We start from the raw sequence: 5596 nt of genomic DNA, 5'->3' as shown, positions 1-5596 counted from the left end.
ACGCCGACCAGCCAGGGTGGGGCCGGTTGGGTGTTGCGGAATGCAAAGCTGCGGTCGTACCAACCGCCGCCCATCCCCAAGCGGTGGCAGTGCGCATCAAACCCGACCAAGGGCAGCAGCACCAGCGTCATTGCGTCGGCGCGCAATGCCGCGTCGGGGCTGATGTCGGGTTCGGGGATGCCGTAGCGGTTGGTCACCAACGAATCGCCCGGGTGCCACGGCGCAAAGCGCAGCGTACCATCGGGGTGCAGGATCGGCAGGCAATAGATCCAGCCCTTGGGCAGGCCCAATTGCAAGGCGTGCAAGCCGATTTCGCCATCCATTGCCCAATAGCCGGCCACATAACCACCGGCCGACGGGTCTGTTTGCGCCAGCATCGGCAGCGCCAGCAAGCGTTGGGCGAGGGCATCGGCGGCGGCAATGCGCTGCGCGGCCGGCAGGCTGCGGCGCACTTCACGCAATTGGGCACGCAGGGTTTTGCGCAGCATGGCGCGGTTGGAAGGCGGGCTCACGCGGCAAACGCCTGCAGCAAAAGGGGGGAATGTCTCCGCTGTGGCGATGCGAGCGAAACGACCTTGAACCCGGGGTTCAAGTGGGAACGCGTGGCGGCCATTGGGCTTTCCGCATGAAGCGGACTTGCACTCCCGGCAACCAATGCGTCCCCGTGGTCGTCATTAAGGGACAAGGCGAATGTTGCGCGCGCCGTCGCTCACAGCAGAGGACATCGCCAGTATAGCTGGCGATGTCGATTAGTGAAGCAGAAAGGTGGGCTGCGGACTTGAGTGGTTCAGCTTGCCGCCAGCAGCGCATCCAGTTTGCGATTGGCATCATCCAGCAGGGCGAAGGGATCGCCGCTGCGCGCTGTTGCCGGCGTTTGGCTTTGTTGCAATTCGTGCGCCAAATTGAGCGCGGTCAGCACCGCCAGCCGGTCGGGGGCCACCATCTTGTTGCCGCCGCGCAGCTCGCGCATGCGCGCATCCAGCATGCGTGCCGCTGCGGTGAGCGAATCGCGTTCATCATCGCTCACGCCCACGGTGTATTCGCGGTCCAGAATACGGACGGTGACCGGCTCGCTCATGTGTGTTGCTCCAGCGATTTCAAGCGGCCAATCATCGCTTCCACCCGGCTGCGGGCTTGTTCCTGCTTGCTGAGTAGGTGTGCGCGCTCGCTGCTCATTTGCTCTATTTGCTGGCGCAGGCTGCGGTTTTCGTCGTGCAGACGTTGCGTGCGCACGGCAAGCAAGTCGATGCGTGCCAGCAGTTTGTGCAATTCAGCATGCAGGTCGCGGTTTGTCATCTGCCCACATTAGGCAGGTGGCAGTGCTTGGTCAAGATGCGTGGTGGGCTGTGCCAACGCGTGCCGAGCAGTGCGCTGCTGAACATCAAGAATAAAGCGCAGGCAGGCGTCGGCCTCCAATGGAGGAGAAATCAGATAGCCCTGCGCAAGATCACAGTGTTGTTGTTGCAAGAAGGTGAGTTGCTCGGGGGTTTCCACGCCCTCAGCGACCACAAGCAAGCCCAGTGAACGGGCCATTGCGATGATGGTGGTGGTGATGGTGGTGTCTTCGCTGTCGCCGGACAATTGCAGACCGTCGACGAACGCTTTGTCGATCTTCAGGGTATTGATCGGCAGACGATGCAGATAGGCCAGCGACGAATAGCCGGTACCGAAATCATCCACCGCAATCGACACCCCCATCTCCCGAAAGGCTTGCAACCGCTCGGTAGCCACATCGGCATTTGCCATCAGCACGCTCTCGGTCAACTCCAATTCCAATGCACTGGGCGGCAAATGACTTTGTGTGAGCGCGGCGTGGACGGTTTGCGTCAGATCGCTGCGCAGAAACTGAAGCGCCGATACGTTGACCGACACCGAGAGCTGCGTGCTGACACCGGCACGCTGCCAGGCGGCTAGTGTGCGACACGCTTCTTGCAACACCCATTCGCCAATGGGAAGAATGGCACCGCAGTCTTCTGCCAACGGGATGAATTGATCGGGTTGGATCGAGCCATGTTCAGGGCTATCCCAACGTAGCAATGCTTCCACTGCATCGATGCGGCCGTCGGCCAGCACTTGCTGCGGTTGAAATACCAATCGCAATTCGCCGCGTTCCACCACGCGCCGCAGCGAGCTGATCAGATGTGCGCGTCTGCGCAGATCCACGGCCATGCTGTCGGTGTAGCACATGCAGGTGCGTTTGCCGGCAGCCTTGGCGTGATACATCGCGGTATCGGCGTATTTAAGTAGATCGGTGGGCACCTGCGCATGCTCGGGGAACAGGCTGATGCCGATCGAGGGCGTGATGGTGAATTCGAAGCGGTCATCCAGCCGCAGCGGCGCATCAAATGCAGTCAGAATGCGTTGTGCACATGCTTCAGCCTCGGAAGCATCGTGCAGATCTTCCAGCAGTGCGGTGAATTCATCGCCGCTGACCCGTGCAACTGTGCGCTCCGCACCCACGACGTCCTGCAAACGCTGTGCTGCTGCGCGCAACACGCGGTCACCAGTGGCGTGGCCCAGCGAATCGTTGACGTCCTTGAAGTTATCCAAATCAAGAAACAGCAGCGCCAATTTGTTGCCCTTGCGGCGTGCGTTGACGATGGCGCGCGACAGGCGTTCGGCCAGCAAGGTGCGATTGGGAAGGCCGGTCAGGGTGTCGAAATTGGCCAGGTAGCGCAGCTCTTGCTCAATCCGGTGGCGCTCGGTGATGTCATTGGCCACCAGCACATACAGCGGGGCGGCAGCGCCCGATTGCTCGATCTGGTTGCACTGCATTGCGCACAGCACCACGCTACCGTCCTTGCGTTGCTGCCACATGTTGCCCACCCAGCTGCCGTTGTTGCGTACGGCATTGCGGACATCTGCATAGAATTGGGGGTCATGGCGGGTGGAGTTGATCAGCGCTGCATCTTCACCCACCACGTCTTCAGCGGTATAGCCTGTCATTTGACTGAACGCCGGGTTGACGGTCACGAAGTGAAATTGCGCATCCAGCACGGCGACTGACTCGGCCATGCTGTGCATCACCTTGGCGGCAATTTGGCGTTGGCTTTCCAACTCTCTGAGTGATTCGACATTGCGCGCCGTGCCGGCGATACGTACCACCCGGCCATCATCAGAATACTCAACTGCGCGGCCGCGTAGCAGCATCCATTGCCACTGCCCGGCGTCCCCTAGCATGCGATGTTCGGAGAGGAAAATCGCAGACTTGCCCTGCAAATACTCGCGCAAGCGCTGCAGTACATCCTGCAGATCGTCAGGATGGATTTGTGGGTTGCTGTCGAGGATGCTGTACACCACCAAGTCGTTGGCTTGGTCTGGCAGTACCCGAGTGGTTTCCAGTTCTCGTGAGCGCAAGTCGTACTGCCAGTACAACTCGTTGGACGCCCACAGTGACAGGCGCAGGCGCTGTTCACGTTCATGGGTCTCCGATAGATGTTCGCGTTGCACGCGTTCGCGGCGACGGTAATTGATTAGCGTTGTGCCGGCCAGCACCAGCACCAGAGCGACCAAGACCAACAACAAATAGTGGCTGCCCGGCAAGTTGCCAGAAACCGCAACCGCAGGCACTGTCGCCAGCGTACGCTGTGCGCTGCCAAGGATTGTTCCTGCCGCTGAAAACAGCTCTTTCCCCATGTGTCGAGTGTAGACCAAGGCAACCGGAAGACAACAAGCCGGGGCGGCGATTGCTACACTCGCATCTCCCTTCGCCGAGATTGTGTGCGTGAGCGAGAACGAGTTGCCGGGCTGGACCGAAGTGGCGCAAGCCGCAAATCGACTGGCGTTGGCCAGCAGCCCTGCCGAATTGCATGGCAGCCTGTGTGGTTGGCTGGCGGCGGGCGGTGCGGATGTGGCCGATTGGCCAGCACAGGTGATGGTGGATTCGGCCTTGTCCACACCGGTGGCTGGGGATGCGCTGGATCGCTTGCGCAGGGCCAGCGTTGAGCAGTTGCGGGATCCGGACTTCGGCTTCCAAATGCTGCTGCCAGAGGACGCTGCCGTCAGTGTGCGTGCGATGGAGTTGTTTGCGTGGTGCCGTGCTTTTTTGGGCGGGTTCGGGCTGGCTTTGGGCCAAGCCACCTTGTCCGAGGAAGCGCAGGAGGCCTTGTCCGATCTGGCCAATCTGGGCGGCGCGCAGCTGGATGAGGGTGAGCAGGACGATGACGAGGAGGCCTTGGCCGAAATCGAGGAATACCTGCGCATGGCGGTGTTGTTGCTGCACGCAGATTGCGTACTGGGTAGCCAGCAACGGCAGCGTCTGCACTGATGGAGTAGCTTGCCGGTGAGTGATCGCAAGCATTTTGCACGGCGACGCCAACAGCTGATGCAGGCGGCAGGGGAGGGATCGATCCTGATTTTGCCGGCTGCACCGGAACGTGTGCGCAGTCGCGACACGTATTATCCGTATCGGCAGGATTCCGATTTTTGGTATCTGACCGGCTGTGATGAGCCAGAAGCGGTACTGGCCTTGGTACCGGGGCGCAAGCATGGCGAGGCGATTTTGTTTTGCCGCGAGCGCGACCTTGAGCGCGAAGCCTGGGATGGCGCACGCTTGGGGCCGGAGCGTGCGATTGCGGTATTGGGTTTGGATGATGCCTACCCGATTGCGGATATCGACGACATCCTGCCCGGTTTGCTGGAAGGCCGCCGGCGCGTGCATTACCACCTTGGCCGCGATGCCGACTTTGACCTGAAGTTGATCGGCTGGATCAACCGTGTGCGCGCCCAGGTGCGACAGGGCGCGCAACCGCCGCAGGAATTCCTTGAGCTGGGACATTTGCTGGACGAGCTGCGTTTGTTCAAATCGGCCGATGAGCTTCGCTTGATGCAACAGGCGGCGGAGATCAGTGTCGAGGCGCATCGTGCTGCGATGCGCGCTGCGCGAGTGGGCATGCATGAGTTTGAATTGCAGGCAGAGTTGGAATACGTATTCCGCAAGCATGGCGCACAACCTGCGTATGCCAGCATCGTGGGCAGCGGTGCCAATGCTTGTGTGCTGCACTATCGCGATAATGCGGCGAAATGCCGCGACGGCGAGTTGGTGCTAATCGACGCCGGTGCCGAATACGCTGGCTATGCGGCGGACATCACGCGCACGTTTCCGGCCAATGGACGTTTCAGCAAACCGCAGCGTGCGCTGCATACGCTGGTGTGCGCGGCACAAGCGGCTGCATTGGCACAGGCGCGTCCGGGTGTGCCTTACGAGGCTGGTCACGACGCGGCAGTGGCCACGCTGGCAGAGGGTTTGCTGTCGCTGGGCTTGCTCAAGGGCAGGCTGGAAAAGGTGATTGCCAATGGCGATTACAAGCGATTTTATCGGCACAAGACCGGGCACTGGCTGGGGCTGGATGTGCACGATGTGGGCGAGTACCGCATCGATGGCGCATCGCGCCTGTTGGAGCCGGGAATGGTGTTCACCATCGAGCCTGGCGTGTATATCCCGCCCGACGACACGTCGGTTGCGGCGCAGTGGCGCGGGATTGGTATCCGTATTGAAGATGACGTGTTGATTACCCGCGAGGGTCACCGGGTGTTGACCGCTGCGCTGGAACGCAGCGCAGAGGATGTAGAGGGGTTGATGGCGGGCTGATCTCGC

Annotated in this window: 6 protein-coding genes and 1 other RNA gene; 2 read left to right on the top strand and 5 right to left on the bottom strand. The window is 60.9% G+C overall.

The genetic code is table 11. From position 1 onward, the window contains the following. The 5 genes from QWB57_RS08255 to QWB57_RS08235 form a co-directional block, all read right to left on the bottom strand. A partial coding sequence (locus tag QWB57_RS08255) for a 5-formyltetrahydrofolate cyclo-ligase (RefSeq protein WP_288969103.1) occupies positions 1–488 on the bottom strand: 488 nt, incomplete at its 3' end. Positions 489–541: 53 nt separating this feature from the next. After that, positions 542–724, bottom strand: a non-coding RNA gene (gene ssrS, locus QWB57_RS08250) — 6S RNA. A gap of 63 nt (positions 725–787) precedes the next feature. After that, positions 788–1078: a cell division protein ZapA gene (locus QWB57_RS08245; RefSeq protein ID WP_223629132.1), complete on the bottom strand. Its 291-nt coding sequence runs from the start codon at positions 1076–1078 to the stop codon at positions 788–790. Then, entirely contained in the window at positions 1075–1296 is a 222-nt protein-coding gene (locus QWB57_RS08240) for a TIGR02449 family protein (RefSeq protein WP_288969102.1), read from the bottom strand. Before QWB57_RS08240 ends, QWB57_RS08245 begins: the two co-directional genes overlap by 4 nt. A gap of 9 nt (positions 1297–1305) precedes the next feature. Continuing rightward, positions 1306–3636, bottom strand: coding sequence for a bifunctional diguanylate cyclase/phosphodiesterase (locus QWB57_RS08235; RefSeq protein ID WP_288969100.1), 2331 nt, complete (start codon positions 3634–3636; stop codon positions 1306–1308). Between the two features lie 88 nt (positions 3637–3724). Between QWB57_RS08235 and QWB57_RS08230 the strand changes: the two genes are divergently transcribed. After that, positions 3725–4267 (top strand): UPF0149 family protein, encoded by a 543-nt coding sequence (locus tag QWB57_RS08230; protein ID WP_223629135.1) that lies wholly within the window; start codon positions 3725–3727, stop codon positions 4265–4267. A 15-nt stretch (positions 4268–4282) separates the two neighbouring features. Then, complete coding sequence (locus QWB57_RS08225) at positions 4283–5590, top strand: aminopeptidase P N-terminal domain-containing protein (protein WP_288969098.1); 1308 nt, start codon at positions 4283–4285, stop codon at positions 5588–5590. The last annotated feature ends 6 nt before the right edge of the window (positions 5591–5596 follow it).

It is taken from the genome of uncultured Thermomonas sp. (genome assembly GCF_937872235.1).
Taxonomy (GTDB): domain Bacteria; phylum Pseudomonadota; class Gammaproteobacteria; order Xanthomonadales; family Xanthomonadaceae; genus Thermomonas; species Thermomonas beijingensis.
This window is presented reverse-complemented; position numbering and strand designations above follow the sequence as displayed.

Excerpts from the sequence above, each read along its gene's own strand:
- QWB57_RS08240 (WP_288969102.1), bottom strand. The coding sequence starts at position 1,296 with ATGACAAACCGCGACCTGCATGCTGAATTGCACAAACTGCTGGCACGC.
- QWB57_RS08235 (WP_288969100.1), bottom strand. The coding sequence starts at position 3,636 with ATGGGGAAAGAGCTGTTTTCAGCGGCAGGAACAATCCTTGGCAGCGCA.
- QWB57_RS08245 (WP_223629132.1), bottom strand. The coding sequence starts at position 1,078 with ATGAGCGAGCCGGTCACCGTCCGTATTCTGGACCGCGAATACACCGTG.